At 57.3% G+C, this 22,310-nt stretch carries 18 protein-coding genes and 2 tRNA genes; 7 read left to right on the forward strand and 13 right to left on the reverse strand.

Annotated elements, in window-relative coordinates:
- Together HOC_RS13370 and HOC_RS13375 are read left to right on the forward strand one after the other, a co-directional pair.
- Nucleotides 1-314, forward strand: a 314-nt coding sequence (locus HOC_RS13370) for an antirestriction protein ArdA (protein WP_035539462.1), incomplete at its 5' end; no start/stop codon positions are given.
- Between the two features lie 305 nt (nucleotides 315-619).
- Nucleotides 620-943, forward strand: a complete 324-nt coding sequence (locus HOC_RS13375) for a DUF736 domain-containing protein (RefSeq protein WP_035539463.1) — start codon at nucleotides 620-622, stop codon at nucleotides 941-943.
- Nucleotides 944-973: 30 nt separating this feature from the next.
- Here the strand turns inward: HOC_RS13375 and HOC_RS13380 are convergent, their stop codons facing one another.
- Nucleotides 974-2,209 carry a tyrosine-type recombinase/integrase gene (locus tag HOC_RS13380; protein WP_241767024.1) on the reverse strand — a complete coding sequence of 412 codons (1,236 nt, stop codon included), beginning with the start codon at nucleotides 2,207-2,209 and terminating at the stop codon, nucleotides 974-976.
- 67 nt (nucleotides 2,210-2,276) lie between these two features.
- A tRNA-Leu gene (locus HOC_RS13385) sits at nucleotides 2,277-2,363 on the reverse strand.
- Between the two features lie 486 nt (nucleotides 2,364-2,849).
- Here HOC_RS13385 and HOC_RS13390 point away from each other — a divergent pair.
- Both HOC_RS13390 and HOC_RS13395 read left to right on the forward strand, forming a co-directional pair.
- Nucleotides 2,850-3,692 (forward strand): type IV toxin-antitoxin system AbiEi family antitoxin domain-containing protein, encoded by an 843-nt coding sequence (locus tag HOC_RS13390; RefSeq protein ID WP_035539465.1) that lies wholly within the window; start codon nucleotides 2,850-2,852, stop codon nucleotides 3,690-3,692.
- Nucleotides 3,682-4,596 carry a nucleotidyl transferase AbiEii/AbiGii toxin family protein gene (locus HOC_RS13395; RefSeq protein WP_035539466.1) on the forward strand — a complete coding sequence of 305 codons (915 nt, stop codon included), beginning with the start codon at nucleotides 3,682-3,684 and terminating at the stop codon, nucleotides 4,594-4,596. The genes HOC_RS13390 and HOC_RS13395 overlap by 11 nt, the downstream gene beginning before the upstream one ends.
- Before the next feature lie 352 nt (nucleotides 4,597-4,948).
- On the opposite strand, the gene HOC_RS13400 is transcribed toward HOC_RS13395, so the two are convergent.
- The 10 genes from HOC_RS13400 to HOC_RS13450 form a co-directional block, all read right to left on the reverse strand.
- The gene (locus HOC_RS13400; protein ID WP_035539467.1) at nucleotides 4,949-5,701 is read right to left on the reverse strand and encodes a hypothetical protein; all 753 of its coding nucleotides are present in this window, start codon (nucleotides 5,699-5,701) and stop codon (nucleotides 4,949-4,951) included.
- Nucleotides 5,702-5,704: 3 nt separating this feature from the next.
- The gene (locus HOC_RS21850) at nucleotides 5,705-8,167 is read right to left on the reverse strand and encodes an N-6 DNA methylase (protein ID WP_084146326.1); all 2,463 of its coding nucleotides are present in this window, start codon (nucleotides 8,165-8,167) and stop codon (nucleotides 5,705-5,707) included.
- A 563-nt stretch (nucleotides 8,168-8,730) separates the two neighbouring features.
- The gene (locus tag HOC_RS13415; RefSeq protein WP_035539472.1) at nucleotides 8,731-9,894 is read right to left on the reverse strand and encodes a site-specific integrase; all 1,164 of its coding nucleotides are present in this window, start codon (nucleotides 9,892-9,894) and stop codon (nucleotides 8,731-8,733) included.
- Entirely contained in the window at nucleotides 9,894-11,198 is a 1,305-nt protein-coding gene (locus tag HOC_RS22960) for a tyrosine-type recombinase/integrase (RefSeq protein ID WP_084146327.1), read from the reverse strand. Before HOC_RS22960 ends, HOC_RS13415 begins: the two co-directional genes overlap by 1 nt.
- A 442-nt stretch (nucleotides 11,199-11,640) precedes the next feature.
- The gene (locus HOC_RS13425) at nucleotides 11,641-12,705 is read right to left on the reverse strand and encodes a nucleotidyltransferase family protein (RefSeq protein WP_035539473.1); all 1,065 of its coding nucleotides are present in this window, start codon (nucleotides 12,703-12,705) and stop codon (nucleotides 11,641-11,643) included.
- Nucleotides 12,706-12,793: 88 nt separating this feature from the next.
- Nucleotides 12,794-13,891: a MobF family relaxase gene (gene mobF / locus HOC_RS13430; RefSeq protein WP_035539475.1), complete on the reverse strand. Its 1,098-nt coding sequence runs from the start codon at nucleotides 13,889-13,891 to the stop codon at nucleotides 12,794-12,796.
- The gene (locus HOC_RS13435) at nucleotides 13,891-15,711 is read right to left on the reverse strand and encodes a type IV secretion system DNA-binding domain-containing protein (RefSeq protein WP_051624878.1); all 1,821 of its coding nucleotides are present in this window, start codon (nucleotides 15,709-15,711) and stop codon (nucleotides 13,891-13,893) included. The genes mobF and HOC_RS13435 overlap by 1 nt, the downstream gene beginning before the upstream one ends.
- Nucleotides 15,712-16,032, reverse strand: coding sequence for a hypothetical protein (locus tag HOC_RS13440; protein ID WP_035539477.1), 321 nt, complete (start codon nucleotides 16,030-16,032; stop codon nucleotides 15,712-15,714).
- Nucleotides 16,025-16,291: a helix-turn-helix transcriptional regulator gene (locus HOC_RS13445; protein WP_206741575.1), complete on the reverse strand. Its 267-nt coding sequence runs from the start codon at nucleotides 16,289-16,291 to the stop codon at nucleotides 16,025-16,027. Before HOC_RS13445 ends, HOC_RS13440 begins: the two co-directional genes overlap by 8 nt.
- A gap of 172 nt (nucleotides 16,292-16,463) precedes the next feature.
- Nucleotides 16,464-17,315, reverse strand: a complete 852-nt coding sequence (locus tag HOC_RS13450; protein WP_035539479.1) for a hypothetical protein — start codon at nucleotides 17,313-17,315, stop codon at nucleotides 16,464-16,466.
- Between the two features lie 346 nt (nucleotides 17,316-17,661).
- Between HOC_RS13450 and HOC_RS13455 the strand changes: the two genes are divergently transcribed.
- From HOC_RS13455 to HOC_RS13465, 3 genes are all read left to right on the forward strand, one after another.
- A complete protein-coding gene (locus tag HOC_RS13455; RefSeq protein ID WP_035539480.1) occupies nucleotides 17,662-19,203 on the forward strand; it encodes a Fic family protein in 1,542 nt (513 codons plus the stop codon).
- 364 nt (nucleotides 19,204-19,567) lie between these two features.
- A tRNA-Leu gene (locus HOC_RS13460) sits at nucleotides 19,568-19,652 on the forward strand.
- Between the two features lie 174 nt (nucleotides 19,653-19,826).
- Nucleotides 19,827-21,509 carry a M20/M25/M40 family metallo-hydrolase gene (locus tag HOC_RS13465; RefSeq protein WP_035539482.1) on the forward strand — a complete coding sequence of 561 codons (1,683 nt, stop codon included), beginning with the start codon at nucleotides 19,827-19,829 and terminating at the stop codon, nucleotides 21,507-21,509.
- Between the two features lie 41 nt (nucleotides 21,510-21,550).
- Here the strand turns inward: HOC_RS13465 and HOC_RS13470 are convergent, their stop codons facing one another.
- Entirely contained in the window at nucleotides 21,551-22,234 is a 684-nt protein-coding gene (locus HOC_RS13470; protein ID WP_206741576.1) for a TetR/AcrR family transcriptional regulator, read from the reverse strand.
- Nucleotides 22,235-22,310 lie beyond the last annotated feature (76 nt).

The following is a 22,310-nucleotide window of genomic DNA, read 5'->3' on the forward strand; positions in this document are numbered from 1 at the left end:
AATGGGCGAGTTTCGACACGGTGTGCGCGCTTGCCGATTTCATAGAGCAGCATGGACGCCTTGGCGCCAGGCTCTATGGCCATTTCGGGAACAGCCTGGACGAGGCCCGCGACGCGGTCGACAATCATGCGGGCGAATACCGCTCTCTTGCAGACTTTGCCGAAGAGATCACGCGTGAGACCGGTCCGGAGATTCCGGAATCGCTGCAATACTATATCGACTGGGAAGCCATGGGCCGCGATATGGAACTGAATGGCGATGTGTTCACCATCACGCTTGGCTTCGATGAAGTGCACGTGTTCTGGAACCGGTGACGGTGATTGCCATGGGCTGCCTGGTATTCCCTTTCGCCGGGCAGCCTTTTGGCCCATCCTGTCCCTGTCTCTTGCCTTTTGACCTGGACGGCGCAGCCCGGCCCTGAAACCGGCCGTCCCCACGAATGTCCTCTTCGCGTTCCGCGCATTCATCGCGATGCAAATTCGCTTGTGTCTTGCCGGTGCGCCGCTTCGCTCTGCCCCTTTCGGGTTCAGGGCCGGGCCGCACCGTCCTCTTGGTCCGGCGTCGACAGGGACAATCGGGTCCCGCTCGGCAGCCACGCAAACGAAAAGGAAAACATCCCATGGCAAACGCACTCGGCTACGTCAGCGAAACCAAAACCGGCTTCGAAGGCGCCCTCGCGATGATGAACCTCACCGCGCCCATCCGGATCGAGAAGAACGCGGACAAGACAGTCGATACCCAGCCCGACTATCGCATCTTCGCAGGCGAGATCCAGACCGAGATCGGCGGCGGGTGGATCGTCAAGGCAAAGTCCAGCGGCAAGGACTATGTATCGCTGACGCTTGCCGATCCGAATATCGGACCGCGCAAGATCTATGCGAACCTGGCGCCCGTGAAGGGCAAGAAGGGTCGCTACGTGCTCCTCTGGAACCCCAGGGACTGATCGCGCTGGTGACGGCTCCGAAAGGAGCCGTCACCTCGCATTCGTGTTTCGGACGACGTGCTCGCTCCACCAGGTCATCATCTCGACGCGCTCGCTCCAGTACTTCGCGCGGTTGTAGATGGACCTGGCGCTCTTGGTGTCCACATGCGCGAGCTCAGCCTCGATGGCGTCGGGATTCCAGAGGCCGCATTCATTGAGAAAGGTCGAGGCGCTGGCGCGAAAGCCGTGCGGCGTCATCTCGTCTCCGGCAAACCCGAGACGCTGTAGAGCGAGGTTCATCGTGTTCTCGCTCATGGGGCGGTCCGGGCTGGTCGTTGCGGGAAACACGAAGTCTGTCGGGGCGCACGCTCCCCTCAGGTCCAGAAGAATATACAGAGCCGCAGGCGGCAGCGGCTTCTTGTGCTCGCGTCTCATCTTCATACGCTCCGCCGGAATGGTCCAGGTCGAGGTGTTGAAGTCTATTTCCGACCAGGTCGCCTTTCTGAGCTCGCCGGGGCGGGGGAAGAGGAGCGCCATGAGTTTCAAGGCGCTGGCTGTATGCCTGCGACCTTCATAGTTCCAGATGGCCCTGACCAGGCGCGCAAATCGCGGGGCGTCCACGATGGCCGGCATGTGCCGTACTTTCGGGGAGATCAATGCGCCGCGCAGGACAGGGGTTGGATCTGTCTCTGCGCGTAGTGTGGCGACAGCATAGCGGAAGACTTCACCGATCGCGGTGCGCAGGCGCTTGGCGCTCTCGTAATTACCCTTCGCTTCGATCGCTCTCAGCACAGCCAGGACATCGCGCGGCTTGATTTCGGCGATGGGCATGACGCCCATTTCTTCCCTGGCGAAATCCAGCAGCCAGGCCTTTTTCGAGAGCGTGGTTTCGGCAAGACCCTCAAGCCTGCGCTTCTCCAGGAACTCGTCGGCGATCACATCAAACGTGGTCGGGGCACGACCGCGCCGGCGTGCCTTTCGGGACTGTTGAACGGCGCCCGGGTCAATGTCCTGCCGGAGGAGGCGCTTTGCATTGTTCCTGAGGGCCCGCGCCTCTTCGAGCGTCACGATCGGCCAGGCGCCGAACGAGAGCGTCTTCTGCTTGCCCTCGAAGCGATAGTTCATGCGCCAGAGCTTTGACCCGTTGGGTCTGATGAAGATGTAGAGGGCGTGGCCGTCCGAGCGCTTGTAGGACTGTTGTCGCGGCTCGAAGCCTTCAATATCGGAAATGGTGAGCGGCATGGGCAAGTGGATCGGGTCGGTTTGGAGGGTGCCGGACCTTACCAAACGCTACCTCGACGCAGCAACCGCCGATGGTACCGGAAAATGATTTTATTCAATTAAAACAACCTACTGGTGCCCAGAAGAGGACTCGAACCTCCACTCCCTTGCGAGAACTACGACCTGAACGTAGCGCGTCTACCAATTCCGCCATCTGGGCACGGGGTAGGAAGGCGCGGAGATACTTGCTGATTGAGTGGGCGTCAATGTCAAATACTGTGCTTCCAACTGCGAAGTATCAGGGGTCCGATTACCCGTCTGCGGATTGGGAAACAGGTTGCTCTGTGATTCTCTTGGCCCTTAGCCGATGCCGAGGCACCTAACTTGACTTCCGACATCAGGATGCATAGGCGTCCTTAGGACGCCTATGCATCCTGATGTGCAAAAAAGGCTTCTGCGGGATTCGGCCTGATCGGGTAATTCAGGCGGAAATGAATGAACATATTTCCGGCACTTATCAGGACAGTATGACCCGAGCGCAAATCCAGCAGCCTTTACCGATTGGCATTTCTCCTCACATCTGACAGGCAGTGTTTCGACAATAAATATTGAATTATTCGCTATTTATTGGCTTTTAGCCTATGTAATCGCCCCATTATAATATTCAGGATTGCGAATAATTCAAATTATTCGTATTTTAGTGGTCATGAGCCAACAAAGACGTGAAAAATTAAAACCCCTTCTCGACGAGGTGCCTCCGGGCTTCCTTGTTGATGCAGCATGGCTTGTGGGCCGAAAAATAGATCGCAAGTCGATCCTGAACTACGAGCGGCGTGGCTGGCTCGAAAAAGTAACGCGCGGTCTCTACAGGCGCCCCTTTGGATCGTCTGAAACCGATAACGCAAGACAGGGGTGGAAGATCGCGGTCCTGTCGATGCAGCGGCTGATGGGCTATGACGTTCACGTCGGTGGCAAGACGGCACTCGCAACGCATGGCCTTGTCCATTATTTGTCGTTTCGAGGGGACGAGCTGGTCTATCTCTATGGCAAGCCTCCAGCCTGGCTGAAACGCCTGCCGGACGCAGATCGCTATATGACCCGGACCCGCAGCCTGTTCGGCGGCAAGATGATCGGCGTGGACAATGTGGCCATATCAAGCGAGACCGCAGACGAGGATCTCGCTGTCAGTCACGGGAGATGGTCGCTGACCGTCTCTTCGCTCGAACGCGCTGTATTGGAGCTTCTGGACGAGCTGCCCGATCATGAGAGTTTTCATATAGCCGATATGGCGTTTGAAAGCCTGAGCGGAGTGCGGCCCGCAAAGATGCAGGCCATGCTTGAGGCCTGTAAAAGCATCAAGGTCAAACGACTCTTCTTTGTGTTCGCCGACAGACACAATCACGCCTGGCGCAAATATTTGGAAATGGACAGGATCGATCTGGGCTCTGGCCCCCGGGCACTGGTCGAGGGTGGCAAGTTCCACCCGGACTACAGGATCTCCGTACCGGCGGAGTATTTGCCGAGACAGGAGCGTGATGATGGCGCGTGAACGATATGCAGACCAGGTCCAGTTGCTCGTCAGACTCCTGCCAATTGTCGCAGACGAGAGAGACTTCGCCTTGAAGGGCGGGACCGCGATCAACCTGTTCTACCGGGATCTTCCCCGCCTGTCGGTGGATATAGATCTTACCTATGTGCCGGTCAAAGACAGAGCTGAGTCCCTCGCTGATATCGATGCCGCCATGGACCGAATCCTGAATGCGATAAACAAGCTTCCCAATGTGAGGGGGAGGCGGATCGCAGGCGGTGGGCACGGTGACACGCGTGTTCAGGCCGAGGCCGGCAATTCTGTGGTCAAAATCGAGACCTCTCCAGTTGCCCGAGGCACCGTTCTGGTGCCGGCGGCCAAGCGTGTTTCTCCTGCCGTTGAAGAGCAGTTCGGATTTGCGGAAACGCAGGTAGTCGCTTTCGAAGACCTCTATGGCGGCAAGTTTCACGCAGCCCTTGATCGCCAACATCCGCGAGATCTTTATGATGTGAAGCTGCTCTACGAGAATGAAGGCATAACTGACGATCTCTTTCAGGTCTTCCTTGTCTATGTCGCCTGTTCAGGGCGCCCTCCTCATGAATTGCTCAACCCAAACCCACAGGCGCTTGAAGGAGTGTTCGAGAAGGAGTTCTCCGGCATGACCGTCGAGTCAGTGACCGTCAAGGAGTTGGAGGACGTACGCACACGGTTCTTCGAAGACATCCAAAGCCGTCTGACTGGATCTAGCGCCGGGTTTCTCCGGTCACTTCAGGCCGGCGCACCTGACTTCACACTTATTGATCTGCCGGAAGCCGCCAACTTGCCTGCAGTCCGCTGGAAGATGCAAAACTTAGAAAAGCTCATTGCTGAGAATCCGCAAAAGCACAAAGAACAGTCTGACGCATTGGAAGCGATAATCCACTAACCGGGTTGGTATCTGCCCTACGTCTTCGGATACGCCATAGTCTCGATTACTAATCTGTAGGTTGTCAGATACTTTAGCTAGAAGTGGGTGTCACACCCCATGCATCTAAACGATGCGTACAAGGACGAAATAAGTCGCCAAGGACAGAAAGATATCCTGTATCAAAACATTGTTCTAGCGAACAGCTTGAAACAAAATCGTGTTGCGCGTGCCTTCGGGCCTTCAGACCCTTAGGAAATGTTACGGCGATATACGGCAGGGATCAAGTTTAAGATTTCCGTTCAGTCCGCTGCGCGTCCCTTACCGTGTTATTGTCTCGAGAATATTGGGATATTTTAGGGGACACTGCGACTTAGACAAAGCGCTCTAGCTCTTCTCCGATATATGCTAAGGAACGGTCCACCCAGTTTGCGAGGTCGTTAGGCGTCGCGGGTGCGTGAGTGTGAGTCATTGGTTTGTTTGCTTGGCACCATGTAGCGGCACTCGCAAAATGGACTCGGCTTAACTTTTGGGCTGACTTTAGTTCGCCGTTGAGCAGCTTGGTAGGCCCCGAACTGGCGAACTCTTTCGCCGCCGGATCCTCGTCATTCGCCCTGATGGATTCAAGGTATTGATCTGCAGGTCCTAGTTCGCTTTCCAAAGACAAGCTGTCGATGGCGTCAAACTGCCAGTGAGGGTGACCCGCATTAGCGGCTTGAAACGAGTAGGCCTCTCCCGCCCATTTCGCGAACCCGGACCACTCTGCCCGGAACATTTGGGGTTTCCGTAAGTCACCCAAATATCCAAAATGCACAGTGATGCTGATAGCTCTGAACGAGAACCTTTGGGTAGCTCCAGCTGGCGCTTCGGAAGTCCATTCCTCGCGATAACCGATCCATGCGAGTAGGTCATTGTCCAATTTCCAAGCTGGAGCGACGAAGGAGCGCGCGCCACGATTACGGTCAATTTTCTCGCAGCCAGACCCAACCAATCCTGCCACCACAGGGTTCAGGTGCCAGGAAATATCTAAAACGGGCGTCGCGCCCGAGTGATTGGAAATTATTCCTTCGATCTGCTGGAAATGCCTTTCCAGTTTGCTCCGAGGTAATATGAGTTCTGCAACCATGCCTCAATCCAAGTCGTTCAGGTCGAGGCCATAGAGGTCGCAGACGAGTCTATCGGTCTTGAGCATCCAGCTTGTTGATCCGGGATTTGGCTTACTTCCCAATTCTGCTAGTAGGGAAATTAGTCGACCCGATTGCATTCCAGTGGCCAATGACTGGAGATCAGGCAGTGGAATGGCATTGACGTATCGTGGACTGAGATCGAATTGCCCACCCGCAACATGTGGGGAGAAGTGGCTCATTAGTTTATGAAAAGAGCGTGAGTTAAATATTGCCGAATACGCACTCAAGATGTGTTCTGTGGACAACACTGTTTCCATCGTTTGGTCGGTAATATCAGTGTCCCACATGGGGAACCAAGCAAAGCCTTGCACTACGATCCAGTTTGCATTCAAATCGAGGGCGAACCCTCCTGGCCCTCCGAAGTACTTGGAGATAATCCTGGGAGTTCGATCTAGCGACCAAGTCGCCCTTCGTTCAGACAGCCCCCACCAATCACTTCGATTTGCCCTGAGATGCCCCGCTCTATTCGAGAGACGCTCCTTATTGGGAATAAGGTAGTGCGTCGAATAAGTGGGCACCGCCTGAGCCAAGTCCGCTTCGGTGTTGAGCGATAAACCATCATTGCTGTACGGATAAAAAACGCTAAATAGATCGAGCAATTCACCGTCTATGATAGAGTCATTTGTTGCAGCTGGCTTGAACCACTGGCGTTCTTTCTTAGGCAATTGATTTACTTCATCGGTTTTCAGCAAGAAAGCTGCATTGAAACCAGTCCGCACACCTTGGCGAACGTGAAAAAGTTCGCCGACGCTCAAGATTCCAAGCCGTTGCGAAAGGCGGTCAAGCTGTTTTGCGGTGCGGGGCGACGTCATGTTCCAAGTGGTGCTGTTCGAAAAGTTATCGCGGCGAATGGAAAAAATTCGAAACTCCGGATCGTACACCGGCGCGGCATCGATTCCGGAGTGTTTTCGAAGTTGCCTTAAAGCAAATGATGTCGAATCTGCTTCATTCGCTGCTACCAGAACTTTGGTCATTTCCGATCTCGGAGCGCCGTTCATAGGTTTGGTCATCACCACGGCAGCGACTTGCACCATCGCATACGAAAATAGTCCGTAGTCCCCAAGCGAACCGAGGAAACGAATATCCGCTTCATCAACAAGCCATTCGCGCCATTTCTGAGCGGACTGGAGGGTCAAGACACTGTTAGGCATCAGCGCGCCGATAGTCCCGCCCGGCTTGAGGGCGGACAACGCTCTTGCTACGAAGGCCATACTCAAATCGCCTCGACCGCTGATATTTTCACCCAAGATTGTTCTCATTTGATCTCGGTGCTGATGACCCATTGTTGACCATGAGACGAACGGAGGATTCATAAGGACGACATCCGCATCAGGGAGCCGTTCTTGCAACGAATCTGATGTTAGTAAGTCAATTTCAACGCCAGCCGCCGGTGACCAATCAGCCTTTGCCATTCTCATTACGAATTGTGCCATCGAGATAGCCGATGCTGATATATCTCGGCCAATCAATGTAAGACGACCACCGAACCCGGTTCGCTCGATCGCCCTCATCGCCTCATGAAGAAATGCACCAGAACCACAAGCGGGGTCCATTATTACCAGGCTATCGCGTGATGCCAAATTCGGTATTTGTTTTAGGACCTCCTCGGTCAGGCTTCTTGCGAGAGCTGGTGGCGTAAAATGCGCCCCTCCTCGCGAAACATTACCTGCCTCAGCTGGTCCCACGTGACCGAAAAGGTCTGGCGCTGACGCTCTAAGCAGCTCGTAGTGTGCCTCTTGAAATATCTCGCTTCCGGCATGCCTAATTGCGAGGGTCGGCAATAGAGTAAGGTTTTGTTTGAGATCGTCGGTTTCCAGGAGAAACTCCAGAAGAGCCGATTTGGAACCTTCTGATAAAGCTTCGAGTAGATGTGTTTGTTGTGACGCAGCAATCGAAGGACTTTCATCCGAACTTACGTCAGCTGATAGCGAGCGTTCGATGGCAAACGAAAGCAACTCTAAGAAGGCATCGGTTGAGTGCGCGTCAGGAATTCCCGCATCTGCAGTTAGTGAACGCATCCTTCGATAAGCTTCCAGGAAATGAGAAACCACTCGGCGATTTGACTGAACTCGATCGGCCGTTAGAAATTGATAAAACTCATTTCGTTTTCCGTCGATGCTGCTCCTTGTAAAGACTTCTGGATTTGGCTTGTCCCACCTGACAACACCGACCTCATTCTCGGTGAGAGTTACATGATGCGAAAGGTCCGATGACCACGACCAGTTGGTTGGTTTGGAATGCTTCCACATCCGATCCGACGTAATCGACAACGCGAAACTTCCGTTGCCGCCATCAAGGAGCACAAAATGCTCGCCTTCGGCCATTGTGTCGGCTGGCCCAAATAGCGGCGTCAACGCCAAGCCAAACTCAGATGCCCAGTCGGAAGCAATAATATTTGACGTCATTTAGGAACCGCCACAGCTGGAAAAAGACTGAACTGAGATGGCGCTTCGTGCTTCGTACTCTCGCTCAAGAGGATCAAGTGATGCTCTAAAGAAATAGTTAACCCAGAACGGTCAAAGCGTTCAGAAAACCGATACATTCTTGGTTGCGAGCTTACCGACTCGAATTGACAGTAACAATCCCAAAGTGCGTGAAACGGCACGCCAATAAGTTGATTTCGAAGGTCTCGAACACTTTGTCGCCAAGCCCCTAATTCAATATGAAACTTGTCCCTCAACTCCTTCAAAATCATGAGAACCAGAACGGTTCTCCACTCGAACAGGGCATTTTTACCGGTTCCACCTGGCAAGACGTCTGGTGGAAGTATGTCTCTTCTGTCCCTGGCCGTCCACTCTCGCAATTGGCTTCGCGATAGGCCAGTGATTCGGACGACGTCAGCAGACTGCAGCATGGAAAGACTCTTTAGAGTGGGTATTATACCCGCTCTAAAGAGTCATTTGCCTTAAGGCAAACACCTTGTGCTTCTTTTGGCTATTCTGGTGCTGCTTACAGGCACATTCCGGGCTTACCGGCAGTCAAGCCAAACGGAGATTGAGGTACCAATGCGATCAGCTGCAGATCCTAAGATATCGGCATCTATGTGGGAATAAATCTCCGTCGTCTTCGGCCTCCTGTGACCAAGGAGCTTTCCCGCCATGTTCAAGGATTCGCCGATCATGATCGCGTGGCTGGCATACGTGTGGCGAAGATCATGCAGGCGAATTTCGTCGGGTAGCCCGACCTGCGCTCGGATCGCGCGCCACGCCGTGTCAATTGAGGCGATCGGCCTTGTTGAGCCTGCCGGGTGGGGAAATACGAAGGCGGACCTTGCACCGTGCCTGCACCGGTCCAGTATTTCAATTGCAGGACGGGACAGAATGACATTGCGCTTGCCGGTTTTGGTGTCGCGGAGGCTCAGCTTGTCGGAACCTACTTCGGCCCAAGTCAGCCGCGCGATTTCGCCCGACCGGCAGCCAGTGAGCAAGATGAGCCGGATCGCATCGGCAACATGGAGCCACCGGATTGGCGGCGCTTCCAGCCAAGTCCCGAGTTGCGCCAACTGTCCTGCATTGAGAAGCCGCCCCCTCGCACGCCGAGTGTTGCGCCGGATCGGTTTCGAAGGATCATGCACGTCAGGTGGCAGGATGCCCGATTCGCGCGCAAACTTCAGCATGCTCCGCAGATGCGAGAGAGCCTGATTGGCACCGCCGGGACTTGTTGTGCTGTACGTGTGGAACCATTCGGCGATGTCTGAGGTTGTGAGGCGATTGATTGCGTGTTCTCCCAGTGCGGGCAGGATCGAGCTGTTGAGATAGATTTTGACAGACTTGAGCGTGGTCGGCTTCCAGATTTCCCGTCTAGCTTTCAGGAACCTTTGTGCGAGCACATTCAGTTTGATGGCCGGTTTGTCGTCAGCAGCGAGTAACGCGATATCCGGAGGCGCGTGCGCTGCGAGCAATTGGTGAGCTCGCGCCCGCGCCTCCTCTGCACTCATCGTTTGGGTGTTGCCGAGCGTGACTCGCTTCGCCGCGCCATCGACCTTAAGGCGCAGGACCCAGGACTTCGTGCCAGTCGATTGGACCCTCAGCCCAAACCCGCTCAGCCGGTTGTCCGGGAGCGCATATTCCTTGGCGTTGGGCCGGGCGGCACGGGCCGAGAGGTCGCTCAGGTAAATCGGTTCCTTTCGCATCAGCTTGCCTCCACCTTTGACAGCGCTTCGCGGCGCGCGCGGTTATACGCCCCGACCTTCTGGCGAAGGGTCGAAAGGCTGACACCTTGCTGCGCAGCGAAGTCACGAACGGACATGCTCTGTGCGAAAAATGCCGCCACCATTGGGGGTGGTTCCGGCATTACGCGAGGGACGCGCTGCGAAAGGGTCCGCTCCAGATGTTCGGCCACGCGTTCGGCGGCCTGCCTGACAGGGGCTTCGGAGAACTGGGCATAGCCTGCGGTCGTTTGAAGTTCCGAATGTCCGAGCAGACCCGAGACGGTGCGCAACGCTTCGCCCGACGAGATCGCCACCGACGCGAAGCCGTGGCGCAGGTCGTGCAGGCGGAGCACCGGAAGTCCGATCTCGATGCGAACCTTGGCCCAAACCTTGGCGATCCGTGCAGGAGAAACCGGCTTGTCCTTGATTGAAAACACGAAAGCACAAGTCAGAGGCTGTTCAGCGACGAGAGAGAGCGCTGCTCTGCCCAGCCAGATTGCGCGCGGCCCCGTCTTGCTGTCGGGCAGGGCTGCGCGGTTTGCATCCAACATGTCCCATCGCAGGAGACGCGCTTCGGATTTTCGGCATCCCGTCAGGGCCAGGAACCGGATCAGAGCGGCGATGGCTGGCTCTGTGTCCTCAATCCGTCTCAGGGCCTTGCCAAGCCGTCCATAATCCTGCTCGCTCAGCCGATGGACTTCAAACCGGTTCTTTCGTCGCCGAAGCCCTTGGCATGGATTTGAGCCGGGTGGACGGAGACCGAGAATCTCGGCGTGCCGCATCATGCCCGAAAGGACCGCCAGCGCGCGGTTTCGTGTCCCCTGCGATCCTCGTGCGCGCGCAAACCACGATGCGACCTCCTGAGCTGTTATCGAGGCGATATCGCGGACGCCGAACTGAGGAAGTATGGCGCATGCGAGGAGACTCCGGTGGGCCTTCAGGGTGGCAGGCTTCCAACTTGGCGTCCCATGGTCAAGGAAACGGACTGCAAACTCTGAAACAGTGGCTTTGGGGGTTTCAGGAACAAGCGGCAGAGGCTTCGTTTCACCGGTCAATTCAGCGATCAGCGCGCGGGCCGTATCTCTGGCTTGCTCCAAGGTTAGTGAAGTTTCTGATCCCAGAGCGCGGCGCACGTTTCGTCCGTCGGTCCATATCTGAACATACCAAGCAGGCCTTCGGTCTTGGCGGTGGCGAAGGGCAAGGCCCGGAACTTCACTGTCCCATTCAAAACGGTCGGCTGAACTGGTTTTCGGATTTCTCGCGGCTGGTTTGAGTTTGGTAGGCATAGGGTCTCTCCCGATGCTTCCCCATCAGGACAAAATGTTTGCACATCCTGGGGAAGCTTCAGGACACACGGGGAAGAGAAAATCCGAAAGCCCGCATGCCTGTTCGATGCCGTCCCTGAAGCTTGTCAGGGTGGATTGGCTTCTATCTTGTCCCGAGGCTAAACCCCTGAATAGACATATAAAAACCAATCCGCATCAAACGCTCGACCTGTTCCAACTTGCCCCGATGCCTCCGCTGCTGCGAAGAACAAAGGGGGATGTTTCGTTTCACACCCCATGCACCTTCGATGCTGACAGATCGCGAGCGATCCTGTCTGGAACACCCACAGTCAAAGGGAATTTGGAAGAATAAACCCGTACACGGTCGCTGCGCACGACGAATACATCGCCGCACGAACTGAGCTGTGTCCTGCTGTGGTGATCGCGATTTTTTTGTATACGCTCAGTGCGCCGCCGACCCATCGTTTTCGTGCACGATCGAAAGTACAAATTCGCGCAGATGATCGGACAAGTTCGCGGACGCGGAGATGAGATGCTGACGCCAGCTTGCTCCGCGATCAGCTGCTTCGCTTAGCGCGGCGGCGAGCTCGTCCTCGCGGCGCTGCATGATCAATGCTTCCATAAGGAGACTCGCCTGGACGATGTCCTTGTCTGACTTGATTGCACTCGGGCCGGCCGCGCGGCGCAAGACGCTGACGATCAGTTTGTGTGCCGCATATCGCTCCGGTGAGGGCACATTGACCAATGCTCCGAACCGCGTGAGCACAGCGGCCTCGACCGTGTCCTTCAGGAGGAAGTCCAGGTAGCGTAACGGGACAGCGTCTGATTTGAGACTCGGCAGTCGGACGGGATCGTCACGGTCCGCTCCGCGATTGGTCGTGACAACATCGACCCGGTAGCCGCCGGGCCGGGCATAGGTCGCTGCGATATTTGGATTGGTGATTCCCGGGACAGGTCGAAAGCCCGGATCAACCGATTGCAGGATGTCGAGAAGCGAGGTGTCCAATGCGTCATCAAGACTGACCGAGACGCCATAGTCCTGCGCAAGATCGAGATCGCCCGTGCGGATCGCCGCCCCCGGCAGGCGCACGCCGAGCAGGCCCGAATAGGTCTGGAATGCTATCGTGCCCACAATCACGCCGCGTAGACGGAAAGTGCCCGCCTCTTCCAGCGCTTCAATGATCGATCCGGTGAGTGAATCCGGTTCCGGTAGTCCGGCCCCTGTGAGAGAGCGTCGAATCGCCCTTCGCGCATCGGCGTCCACTTTCGCCCGCTGGGCCGTTTCAATGAGGCTGCGGCGTTCGGGCGTATCGGCACCGATGTAACGCTCCGGCGGACGCCCGGTCGGGCCCGTTGGCTCTTGAACATACCAGTAATCGCGCCCGGAAATTTTGCGCTTCCGGAATGTTGAACCTGTCGGGAACTCTGAAATGGCTGCGATGCGCAGCTGGTCCAGCAGTTCGGCATAGCTGGTCTGGATCACGAGAGGGAGTTGAGAAAAGGACATTTACCGGCAAGTTACGATATTGCCGGTAAAAGGCAAATGATTCTCTTCGAGACCCGTCGCACTTTATCCAGTTGATCGGCTACGCGTATCAGCTTTCCCGGTCGAATTCCCGGTCGCCGTGTTTACGACGCAAATTTACCTGCACGCCTTGCATACTGGATGAGGCTCGCGAGGCCAACGCGATGGCGCGGATCAACTGCTGGGCTGAGGGCAAGATACGGGCTGGCGATCTTGTGGGAGCCTGGTGAGTTCGCGTCGGTACGTGCTGGGTCTGGGCGCCGGTATGAGCCTGCTGCTGGCGCGCCCTAGCGAGATCGAAGCCGAGCGTTCTGGCCTCTGCCTGCCATGCCTGGAACAGTGCGGCACGCTCTCTTGGCCGCTTGGCCTGGCGTGTGCGCAGCGCTGCGAGTTCCATGCCCTTCGGCGTATGGTAGCCGTATCTGTCGGCCGCCTGTTCGATAGCCTGCCTGCGTTTGGAGAAGGCGCGCTCGACGTCGCGGGGGATCACCTTCAGGCGAAAGCTTGTACCGAAGCGTTCGACGGAATGGCCCTCGCGTTCGAGCGTGTTGGCGAGGTGCTGGCGATAGACTGCGCCGGCTTCCTTCTGGGCCTTGTAGAGGTCGCGGCTGACGAGACTGCCCCAGGTGCCGTCGCGGCGCGGGGCGGTGTTGAAAATGAACGCGTGCGTGTGCAGCTGAGGATCAAGATCGCGGCTGGTGTGATGATGAAACCGGGCGATGGTCAGTCCGGCGACCGGTTCGCGGATAGCGCCGCCCTTGCCGCGCCGGGTGAACGCGTGATGGTCTTCGAGATGGGTGGTCGCAGCGTGAACGGCCTGGCGGTGCGCGGTTTCGATTGTCTTGCGGTCGTCTGGTGGCGAAAGCGCCCACATGACCGAGACCGATTTCGGGGCCGAGAAGGTCATGTCCCAGCCAGGTGCGTGCGACTTGCCGATTTGGGTGAGGCGCTCGCCGGTCTTCGGGTCGATGCCGTTGAGGGCTGCCTCGAAGTCGGCCTTCGAGACCGGTCCTTCCAGGGCGAGGCGTTCTGCGCCACGTCCGTCCCATTCGCCGTCTGCTTCCGCTTCGGCCTCACCCTTGCCGGTATAGTATTCGTCATGGGCCATGTGCTTGAAATAGCTGACAGCGGCGCCAACCGATTTGCGGGCGGAGATGGAGGCGACCATCAGTCCACGCTTCCGGGCTTTGGCTTGCGAATGCGTGCAATGTCGTCGGCTGAAAGCAGGCCTGCCTTTTGCGGCCGCTGGCTCGGTGAGGCAGGGCGTACAGGCGACGGTTCGGGGGCTGCCGTTTTCTGCTCTGGCCGGGTCCAGGCAGCCGGGACATTCGCGGGACGCTGAGGCGGAAGGATCGTGATCGGCAGGTCGATTTCGTGAACGTTTTCTCCGAAGCCCAGCACGAGCATTCGGACCTTGCGCCCTTTTCGTCCAAGGCGCGACGAAAGCTCGCTCGGCGTCATCACCGCACGCAGCGAGCGTTCGGTCGATATGCTGACCGAACTGTTTCCGCCGGAATGGCTTTTGCTACGTGATTCTCTTTCGATCTCCTGCATGCCGATGGCCCGGCTGATATCCTCGGCCCCTTCACCGGGGTTCATGCGACCGATAATATGGGTGCCGATCATCGACAGCCAGGCATTGGTCCGGTCGCGGCCATACCTGATGCGGATCTGGGATGTGTCCTGAGCAGCCAGCACCACGCACACGCCCTTTGATCGTCCAAGGTCCAGCAGGGAAGCCAGGTCATCCATCGCTTCAAGTTGCGGAAATTCGTCAAGAAAGAGCCAGATGCGGCGCTGGCTGCTTTCGCTGAACGCCGGACTGCAGACATGCGATGACAACAGACTGACCAGACCTCCGATCCAGGCATTGGTCAGCTGGGGGTAGCGCCCGTCGCGTTGCAGGATGACAGGTTGGGTGGCGTGGGGGTCTGTCAGCCAGCTCGCAGCGCTGAACTTTTCCTGATCCTCTGCGCTCCAGGCTTCTGCCATTGCTTCCAGCACATGAATATGTGCCTTGAACGTGGTTAGGATGGACATGGCCGTCTTGCTGGCCGGATCGCCGATCATCTGCGCGGCGGCCGGATGATGGACGAGCGCCATGTCTTTCAATTCGTCGGCACCCAGCAGAGCGCGGGCATGGAGATCGCCCCATGACCAGGTGGCGGGCATTTCATGCTGGAGGCTGACGATACAGGCAACGAGCAGCTCGCGGGCGGCCTCTGCCCACATCGGGTCGCTGCTTTTCGGGATGAACCGGGCAGCCAGCTCCCGCGCGTCCTGCTTGGTGACACAGTCGGCTGAGATATCCCAGACCGCTGATCGCTTGTCCTGCGGTGCAATCAGCGTGATCTCGCCCGGCAAGCGTTCGGTCATGTCCCCCTTGGTGTCGAGGATGAGCATCTTGTCGCCCCAGCGCATGGCTTCCAGGATCATGTGCTGGATGGTCTGGGTTTTGCCGGAGCCCACCGACCCGGATATCAGGCAGTGACGCGATTCCCGGTCTCGGCTCATGGGGAGGCCGGGCGGGAAGTCGATCCCCTCACCGGTCTGCCGGATCTCCTTTCGGCTTGTCTTTCTTATCGCGGCGTATGCTTTTCTTCCGGTCAGGCGCACGGGACCGCGTACGACTTTGGGGGCAGACTTTTCCGCCATGGCAAGATGCGCAAAGCCGAGCAGACTGAGGGCTGACAGGGCGCCGAGGCCTGCAACGCCATTGTGACGAAGATTGAACGCTTCGTACGTGCCGTAGTGCTGCATGACAGCCCGGCAGCGCGGCCAGTGGTATGATCCGGCGGGATCATGGATAATGGATGTGATCCGTGCCTTGCCACAGAGATCCATGAAGGCCGCATCATGACGCGCGAACAGGCCGTCTTCGGCGATTGCGCCCGGACGCATCCAATCGAAGCCGACCTTGTAGGCGCCATAGGCGGCAAGCGCGGAGACGAAGCCGATGACGAGAAAGGTATTCTTTAGAGAGCCCATCTATGCTTCCTGACGTGTCGGCTGACCGCTGAGGGCATGGAGCAATTCGTCGAACATTGACTCCACGCGTCCGAGTGATCCGCCGTTCTGGGTGGCTGCATTGGCAACAGCCTGCAGGTCCTGGGACAGGACCGCGAGACGTCGTTCGATCTTGAGGAGCCGCTCAGCTTGCGTGAACGGATCGCCATGGGTCAGGCCGGACCGGATCAATTCGCGCGCAACACCTGTCGGCGTGCCGGAGATGCGCCGGGCGCGTGCCGTCAACTGATCAATGTCGGACGCGGCAAGGCGGATGGACAGAGGCCGCGTCGGTTCAGACATGGCGCTTGGGCGAGGTGTCGGCGTCGGACTTTTCGCATTCGGCCAGCCATTTGAGAACAGTCCGGCGCCGGTAGCGCACAGCTGAACCGAGCTTCATGAACGGTGGTCCACCGCCACGGCAGCGCCACGTGGCCAGGGTGCAGGCTGGAACGCCCGTCAGTCTGGAAACGGAAGGGGTGTCGATGGCTTCATCTAGCCAACCGGGATTGTCCTGAAGGATATCCTCGATTTCCGGAAGATTGTGATCGGGTCTGGACATGGGATTCTGCTCCTCTCGTGATGAGTGAGCTCAAGCCCAGCACGCGGCGCGCAGGCGAAAAAGAGGAATGATTTCGTCTTATTGCATCCTCATTTGTGCTTGCGCATCCATGCGGCCGGATCTGCCGCAAGGGACAGCCATGAAACGCAATCCTTTCATTGTTGGCACAAACTCAGGCATCGCCCCGCATAGGCGGTTCGCGATCGTCGAGCATGCCGGCAAGCCGCCTGAGGATCGTGGTTTCATTCGGGACATCGGCAGCCTCGAATTCCTGAAGTGCGCGTTCGTATAGCCGGCCAGCGAGTTCCTTGCGTGGCATATCCGGATCGCTCTCGTTGAGCTCCAATGCCCAGGCGGCGATCGAGGGCCATGCGCCGAGGGCCGGACGGCCGCGCCTGGTCTGGGCCGGGTGACTGTGTCGATCATTGGCAGGCTCAGTGATTGGGTGATGGTCCGACGCTTGATCGTGGTTGAAGAGACGGAGGAACCGGGACGACCGCTGGTCGAGCCAGGCCTGCAGCATGCGGCGCGGAATATAGAGCCCGGCGAAATAGGCGCGACCTGCTTCTGAATACGTGTTGAGGGGCAGGCCGACCAGTGCTGTCAGGGCATCTTGCGCGCCATGCAGATACATTCTGCCATTTCCATTATTGAGCAGATCGTCCCAGGCGGACTGATCACCTGGCAGGAGCCTCATACAATACATGACGCTCAGCAGGGTCTCGCAGCCGCCTTCGTAGTATTTGAAGGGTCGCGGTTTGAGACTGAGTTGCCCTTCGGTGAGACTTGCAGACGGTGCTTCGATCGGGATTCGCAGCCAGTTGTCCGGATCATCGCGTTGTGAGTGATCATAGTCATTATCTTCATACTGGCAGGGCGGATTGTAATCGCCGCGCCAGGCTGCCTGTACAAGCATTTCCAGCATGGCATCCGGGGTCGCGTTGGGCTCTCGGTTCGCCAGAAGCGCGGCTGCGGCATCGAAACGGATGAGCGTATCGTCCAGCGGCGAAATGAATTGGGTCATACCTGACTCCTGTCTATCGACTGGGCCCAAGCAGGAGGCGTGCCAAAAGCTCCATTAAATAGAAAGATATATTACTGAAGGTAGAAAATGTGTGATTTATCCGCCAAGGCGAAGGAGGGGCAGGGCAGTTACACCACGGGAATTTCTATTGTAGTGTAACGCATCGCGCGCGGCTCCCTCTCTTGAATTCAAACGATTTATCAGGCCCTGCTTCAAATGTGCCAGCACAGCTTCGAATAATAATTTTTCGAATAAATCACAAATAATAAAAACTGTACGAGATTTGTAATCGTTTTTCGACTATATAGAAAAACGTGAATTGCCGCGAATATAATGATTTTTCGAAATGAATGACAAAAATATCGATTTCGGACGAGATGTAAGAATTATTCGGGATCGTATGGTCCCGGAGGACACGCAGCCCGTCGGCTACGCTGCGCTGATAGCGGCATATGACCTCTTCATCCCGCCTCCCCATTTGCTTTCAGCTTTTCGCGCGGACTACCGAGTGGTGGAAGTGCCAGACTGGACTGTCTACACGAAGCGCCACGCGCCAGAGCCGAGCCTTGCAGGCCACCTGACATTTGCCTTGAAGTATGAAGGCGTGGACCTGCTCGTCCTGAAATCCCTGTTCCGGGCCGTTGGCCCCGGTGCGATCGAAGAATTCGTGACAGCAGCGCCGACCAGCCAGTATGCACGCCGTGCCTGGTTTCTCTATGAATGGCTTCTCGGCGAAGCAGTGGACCTGCCCGATGCCCTGACGGGCAACTATGTGGATGCTATCGACGAGACGCAGCAACTTGCCGGCCGCTCCAGGAATTCCCGTCGTCATCGTGTGCGTGACAATCTCCCCGGCACACCGGCATTCTGTCCGCTCGTTTTCCGGACGGCGGACATTGAGGCCTTGCTGAAACTGGATTTGAAGACCGAGGCAGCCGCCGCAATCGGATCTGTGCCAGGGGACATGATTACGCGTGCCGCCGCTTTCCTGCTGCTCAATGATTCAAGAGCCAGCTATGCGATCGAGGGCGAAAGCCCGCCGCAGGACCGGATCCAGCGATGGGGCGCAGCGATCGGGCAAGCGGGCGGGCGCTCGCTCAGCCATGCAGAACTCCTGCGCTTGCAGGAACTCGTCCTCGGTGACACGCGATTTGTGCACAAGGGCTATCGCAATGAAGGCGGGTTCGTGGGTACGCACGACCGCGTGACGCGTGCGCCAATTCCGGATCATGTCAGTGCCCGGCCCGAGGATCTGCCCGCCTTGATGGACGGGCTGCTGGCCTTTGACGATCAGTATGCGTCCTCGATGGACGCCATCGTCGCCGCTTCCGTCCTGGCATTCGGATTTGTCTACATCCACCCATTCGAGGATGGAAACGGCCGGTTGCACAGATACCTGATCCACCACGTCCTCGCGCGTGCCGGGTTCAACCCGCCGGGATTGGTATTCCCGATTTCGAGCGCTATCCTGGAACGCATCGAGGCATACCGCCGCGTGCTGGAATCCCACTCTCGCCGGATACTGCCCTTCGTGGACTGGCGTGCGACGCCCGCTGGCAATGTCGACGTGCAGAACGACACGTCGGATCTCTATCGATATTTCGATGCGACGCCCCACGCGGAATTCCTGATGTCATGCGTGCGCCAGACAATCGAAACGGACCTCCCAAGGGAGGTCGCATTCCTGAGAAGCTATGATCGCTTCAAGGCCGGTGTGGAAGCGCTTGTCGAAATGCCCGACAAGACGATTGATCTCCTCTACCATTTCCTCAGTCAGAACGATGGGCGGCTATCCAAACGGGCCCGTGAAGGAGAGTTCGCGTTGCTGACTGCGCCGGAGGTCGAGAAGGTAGAGAGCGTGTATTCAGAGGCGTTTGGCGGGGACTAGAAACAGCATTGTGAAAAGTCGCAAGGCCGCTTAAACGCCAAGGGCGCTCATCTGGTAACCCGCGGTAACCCGACCTACAGACATGAGCACTGTATTTTCGGGAAAATTCGGGCTCCGTGGTAACTTTGGTAACTTTTTCAAACTTGACCCAACAATGTATATCAAAGTGAGGCAAAACAAGAGCTGTTTTTATTGGATATTCTCAAATCGCAACAATGCAATTCAACCCCTGGTATAAATTCCTAATCTGTAGGTCGCGCGTTCGAATCGCGCCGGGGCCACCAAGCCTTTCGCGTGCAACTCCTACAGTTTCCCCGTTGACGCCCGTCACATCAGCACGTATTTGACCGCCTTCCTACCCCGTGCCCAGATGGCGGAATTGGTAGACGCGCTACGTTCAGGTCGTAGTTCTCGTAAGGGAGTGGAGGTTCGAGTCCTCTTCTGCACCAAACCGCTTTCCGAAGCGGTTTTGTTTTGCAAAACTCATCAAAATCAAATGTGTAGCAGCGCATAGCCCGAGGCCTTCCCCGTCGGTGGCCTGCGCCGGGGCCTTGGCGATGTGGCAAATCGAGTTACAAGCGAGACCAGTTTTGAAAGCCGCAGGCAGGACAGGTGACGTGCAGATGCTCAGGACATTATTGGTTTCGGTAAGTGCTGGTCTCGTGCTGGCGGCCTGTGCACACACACTGCCTCTCGGGGGTGATGTTTCCCCGATCAATACGGCGAACATGTCCGAAACTGTCAAAGTCCTGGCATCCGACGAGTTCATGGGGCGCGCGCCCGGCACCGAAGGCGAAACGAAAACGGTTGATTACCTGATCAAGCGCTTTGCCGCGCTTGGCCTGGAGCCTGGTGGGCGCGATGGCAAGTGGACGGATCCCGTGACCCTCAAGCATTCCGTCGTCACGGATGTGCGGACGCTTAATGTGCGGTACGGCGACCTCACGATACCCATTGAACAAGGCCGCGATATTGAAATCAGCTCTGCCAATCCCCGCCCTACCATTGCCGTGAAGAACGCACCGGTCGTTTTCGTCGGCTTTGGCGTTACCGCCCCTGAGAGGGAGTGGGATGATTTCGGCGATATGGACCTGACGGGGAAGGTAGCCCTTTTCCTGGTCAATGATCCTGATTTCGGTGTGGCCGAAGACGACCCTGTCAGCGGTGTGTTCGGCGGACGGCGCATGACCTATTATGGCCGCTGGGCCTACAAGTTCGAAGAGGCGGCCCGTCGCGGCGCCGTGGCGGCGCTTGTCATTCACGAGACCAAGGCGGCCGGTTATGGCTGGAATGTCGCGTCATCCTCCCCGGGGGAGAATTATGCTGTGGCGGGGAAGGGCGCCAAGGCGGCGTCGGTCGACCTGCAGGGCTGGCTGCACGAGGATATGGCGAAGCAATCGCTGGCCCAGGCCGGCTATGATCTGGACGTCCTGCGCACGGCCGCGCGCCAGCGTGACTTTAAGGCCATTCAACTGGGTGATCTCCGCTTCAATGCAGACCTCGCCCTATCGGTTGAAACGGCCGAAAGCCAGAATGTGTTAGGCAAGATCACCGGCAAGGCGCGGCCCAACGAGACGGTCATGCTGTCAGGCCACTGGGATGCTTACGGCATCGGCGCGCCGGATGCGCAGGGGCGGGTCGTGCGGCCGGGTGCCAATGATGATGCGCTAGGCCTTGCGGGGATCATGGAGATCGCGCGTAACCTGAAAGCCGGACCGCTCCTTGACCGAACCGTGGTGTTCGCCGCCTGGACGGGCGAGGAAAGCGGCCTTCTGGGATCAGAGGCCTATGCGCAGGATCCGATCTATCCACTGGAGACGACGGTTGCCAATCTGACGCTGGATATCCTCCAGACAGCGGGACCTGCGCGTGATGTGATTCAGGTCGGCGAAGGGCAGAGTGATCTGGAAGAGCTCATGGCGGAGACGGCCGCAGGGCAGGGACGGACCGTTTCGCCAGAGGGGCTGCCGGAGAACGGGCTTTTCTATCGGGCTGACCATTTCTCGCTCGCGCGCCGCGGTGTGCCGGTGCTGCTGATCATGGGCATCGCCGGTGGGCCTGACCTGGTCGATGGCGGCCGGGAAGCAGGCAATGCGTGGGTCAAAGGCTATACGGATAATCGCTATCACAACCAGTATGATGCATGGGATCCCGAGTGGGACCTGCGCGGTGCGGCGCAGGATGTAGAGCTCTTTCTCGACATGACGCGGGACCTTGCCAATTCGCAGATTTGGCCGGATCTCAAGGAGACTTCGGAATTCAAGGCATTGCGGGATGCAAGTGCCACGGCGCGCATTGTTGACTGATCTCGGTCCGATGGGGCCTTGTTTGGCCCATTCACGCCTCGCTAGTCATCCTTCAGCACGGCATAGTATCGGACAATCATGCGCGCGACTTCCGTGCTGATATGCTCGGCATCACGCTCAGGCTCTTCAAGCACCATTTCCATGGCCGCATAGGCAAGTTCTGTCGTTAGTCGGGCAGCTGCGGCATAGCGCTCGCGGGATATGCTGGGGTCGCGTTTGGACATCGCATCTGACAGGCGTTCAGCCACCATGTCGCGCGACGCGATGCGAACTTCCCTGAGCAGGGGAATGGCGCGAAGGGCTCGAAGCACAAAAATATTGCCCGGGAAGTTGCGTGTGATTTCGTTCACGCCTTCCTGCAACAGCTGGTGGCTTTCGACGGCTTCCTCAAATGTTGACGTATTCAGGCCGCCATTGTCGATCCAGACCAAAACCGCCTGATCCTGAAGGTCCATAAGACGCTCGCCCAGCTCTCGCAGGATGGCATACTTGTTCGGAAAGTAGCGATAGAGCGCGGGCGGTGACAGGCCGGCCCTTTTGCAGACCAGATTTGTGGACAGCTTTTCAAGGCCGACCTCATCCAGAAGGTGTCCGGTCGTTTCCAGGATAAGTTCAAACGTGTCCTGCGCGCGGGCTTGCTGCGGCAATTGCTTCGTCGTCGTGTCAACTTGTGACGCGGACTTTTTCAGAGGCTTTCCGCTGGCGGCCTTGGGCATGCTGCTCATTTCTTTGGCGGTCCCCGGAGTGAAGTTGCACATTTATCTCACATGAAAACGTAACATCATCAAATGGTAATAAAAG

This window comes from Hyphomonas oceanitis SCH89, from assembly GCF_000685295.1.
GTDB lineage: Bacteria > Pseudomonadota > Alphaproteobacteria > Caulobacterales > Hyphomonadaceae > Hyphomonas > Hyphomonas oceanitis.

Coding starts and splice junctions, on each gene's coding strand:
- HOC_RS13375 (WP_035539463.1), top strand. CDS start 620: ATGGCAAACGCACTCGGCTACGTCAGCGAAACCAAAACCGGCTTCGAA.
- HOC_RS13390 (WP_035539465.1), top strand. CDS start 2,850: ATGAGCCAACAAAGACGTGAAAAATTAAAACCCCTTCTCGACGAGGTG.
- HOC_RS13395 (WP_035539466.1), top strand. CDS start 3,682: ATGGCGCGTGAACGATATGCAGACCAGGTCCAGTTGCTCGTCAGACTC.
- HOC_RS13400 (WP_035539467.1), bottom strand. CDS start 5,701: ATGGTTGCAGAACTCATATTACCTCGGAGCAAACTGGAAAGGCATTTC.
- HOC_RS21850 (WP_084146326.1), bottom strand. CDS start 8,167: ATGACGTCAAATATTATTGCTTCCGACTGGGCATCTGAGTTTGGCTTG.
- HOC_RS13415 (WP_035539472.1), bottom strand. CDS start 9,894: ATGCGAAAGGAACCGATTTACCTGAGCGACCTCTCGGCCCGTGCCGCC.
- HOC_RS22960 (WP_084146327.1), bottom strand. CDS start 11,198: ATGCCTACCAAACTCAAACCAGCCGCGAGAAATCCGAAAACCAGTTCA.
- HOC_RS13425 (WP_035539473.1), bottom strand. CDS start 12,705: ATGTCCTTTTCTCAACTCCCTCTCGTGATCCAGACCAGCTATGCCGAA.
- mobF (WP_035539475.1), bottom strand. CDS start 13,891: ATGGTCGCCTCCATCTCCGCCCGCAAATCGGTTGGCGCCGCTGTCAGC.
- HOC_RS13435 (WP_051624878.1), bottom strand. CDS start 15,711: ATGGGCTCTCTAAAGAATACCTTTCTCGTCATCGGCTTCGTCTCCGCG.
- HOC_RS13440 (WP_035539477.1), bottom strand. CDS start 16,032: ATGTCTGAACCGACGCGGCCTCTGTCCATCCGCCTTGCCGCGTCCGAC.
- HOC_RS13445 (WP_206741575.1), bottom strand. CDS start 16,291: ATGTCCAGACCCGATCACAATCTTCCGGAAATCGAGGATATCCTTCAG.
- HOC_RS13450 (WP_035539479.1), bottom strand. CDS start 17,315: ATGACCCAATTCATTTCGCCGCTGGACGATACGCTCATCCGTTTCGAT.
- HOC_RS13455 (WP_035539480.1), top strand. CDS start 17,662: ATGAATGACAAAAATATCGATTTCGGACGAGATGTAAGAATTATTCGG.
- HOC_RS13465 (WP_035539482.1), top strand. CDS start 19,827: ATGCTCAGGACATTATTGGTTTCGGTAAGTGCTGGTCTCGTGCTGGCG.
- HOC_RS13470 (WP_206741576.1), bottom strand. CDS start 22,234: ATGAGCAGCATGCCCAAGGCCGCCAGCGGAAAGCCTCTGAAAAAGTCC.